2 protein-coding genes are annotated in these 2210 nt (G+C 61.9%); both read right to left on the bottom strand.

The features are described 5' to 3' along the window. The coding region (locus J0I64_RS00120) for a pitrilysin family protein (protein ID WP_291405254.1) at nt 1–875 on the bottom strand (875 nt) is incomplete at its 3' end. Between the two features lie 109 nt (nt 876–984). After that, a partial coding sequence (gene thrC / locus J0I64_RS00115) for a threonine synthase (protein ID WP_291405253.1) occupies nt 985–2210 on the bottom strand: 1226 nt, incomplete at its 5' end.

Raw genomic sequence — 2210 nt, 5'->3', positions numbered from 1 at the left:
GCAAAAGCCCAGTGGAACGCATAGACCGAATAGCAGAGGCCACGCTTTTCGCGCACTTCCTGGAAGAGCCGCGAACTCATGCCCCCGCCCAGCACCGAGGCCAGAACCTGGGCCGCATAGAAGCCGTCGGAATTATAGGCGCGACCTTCAAAGCCCAGCACGATATGGGCCTGCTCGTGGTCCGAAACCAGACGTTCCTGGCCACCCTGATATTCAGCACGCTGCGGCGCCGGTGCGCCACTCGGCGCCAGATCTGCAAAGCGATCCTTGGCGACCTGCACGAGACCGTCATGGTCGACATTGCCGGCGGCGGCGATGACCATGTGGTCGCCCACATAGTTGCGACGCATATATTTGCGAACCATTTCGGGCGAGAAGGCACGCACCGAATCCACCGTGCCCAAAATTGTACGGCCGATGGGCTGGGTCGGGTATGCGGCCTGCTGGAAGAGGTCAAAGACGTGATCGTCGGGATTGTCCCGCGCCGCGCCGATTTCCTGCACGATGACCTGTTGCTCGCGCGTCATCTCGCCTTCGTCGAAGGTCGAGTTCTGCAAAATGTCCGAGAGAATATCGGCCGCCAGCACCACATCGTCCTTGAGCACGCGGGCGAAATAGCCGGTGTGCTCGATCGAGGTCGCGGCGTTGAGATCGCCGCCGACATTCTCGATCGCCTCGGCAATCTCCAGCGCCGTGCGCGTCCGCGTGCCCTTGAAGGCCATGTGTTCGAGAAGGTGGGAAATGCCGTGCTCGGCCTTGCGCTCCGAGCGGGCGCCGGCTTTCACCCACACACCGATCGAGGCACTCTCCAGATGCGGCATGTCATCGGTCAGCACCACCATGCCGTTCTCGAGAGTCGTCGTTTGTACCGTCACACTCATCCTCCTGAGCCAGCAACGGGGTTTTGGTCACCCCGCCTGGTCTGCCCGGCTGCCTTTCCCTTGCGGAAGGTAGCAACACCTTCCGGGAAACGCTCCGGTCTTGTCAGGCCGCGCGGCTGCGCGCCCCGATGAAGTTTTCCACGACGCGCTGGTCATTGGCCAACACTTCGACCCGTTCGGGTCGCTGATAAAGGTCTTCAAGCCAGCTCGGCAGACCCGGCTCGATGCCCGTCGCAGCCTTTACGGCGGCCGGGAATTTTGCGGGGTGCGCCGTTGCCAGCGTGATCATGGGTTCGGGACCACGTACGAGGCTCCGCGCCACGGCAACGCCGACGGCGGTATGCGGATCGAGCAGATAGGACGATTTCGCCCACGTCTCGGCAATCGTCTCGTTCGTCGTCGCTTCGTCCGAAGTGCCGGCGGCAAATTCGGCGCGTATGGCGGCAATCGACTTGCCCGGAAGTTCAAAGCCGCGCGACTGCTTCAGCGCTGCCATCATGCGGCTGACGGCATCGGCGTCGCGACCGGCGCTTTCAAATAACAGCCGTTCGAAATTGGACGAAATCTGGATGTCCATCGAGGGGCTGATGGTCGGCGAAACGCCGGACATCTCGTAGCGCCCGCTGTCGATAGTCCGGCGCAGGATGTCGTTGGCATTGGTGGCGATCACCAGCTTTTCGATCGGCAGGCCCATGCGCTTGGCGCAGTAGCCGGCGAAAATATCGCCGAAATTGCCCGTTGGAACGGTGAAGCTGACCTTGCGATGCGGGGCGCCGAGCGACACGGCAGCAGTGAAATAGTAGACGATCTGGGCAACGATCCGGCCCCAGTTGATCGAATTGACGCCCGACAGGCGCACCGAGTCGCGGAAGGCGTGATTGTTGAACATCGCCTTCACTGCATCCTGGCAGTCGTCGAACGTACCTTCGAGCGCGATGTTGTGGACATTGCTGTCGAGCACCGTCGTCATCTGCCGGCGCTGCACTTCGGAGGTGCGCCCAAGCGGATGAAGGATGAAAATGTCGGTCGTATCGCGGCCGCGGAACGCTTCGATGGCGGCCGAACCCGTATCACCCGAGGTTGCGCCGACGATGGTGGCGCGGAGCCCGCGTTCAGCCAGGATATGATCCATGGTGCGGCTCAGGAACTGCATCGCCACGTCCTTGAAGGCCAGTGTTGGCCCATGGAACAGCTCGAGCACAAAGTGGTTGGGCTCGAGCTCGATCAGCGGGGTCACCGAAGGATGGCGGAAGCTCTGATAGGCGCCATCGATGATGGCGCGCAGTTTGTCGGAGGGGATTTCGTCGCCGGTGAAGCGCGAAATGATCT

The sequence above is a fragment of the Devosia sp. genome (genome assembly GCF_017307565.1).
In the GTDB taxonomy this organism is placed as follows: Bacteria; Pseudomonadota; Alphaproteobacteria; order Rhizobiales; family Devosiaceae; genus Devosia.
Note: the sequence above shows the minus strand (reverse complement) of the source record. Positions and strands in the feature narration are given on the sequence as shown.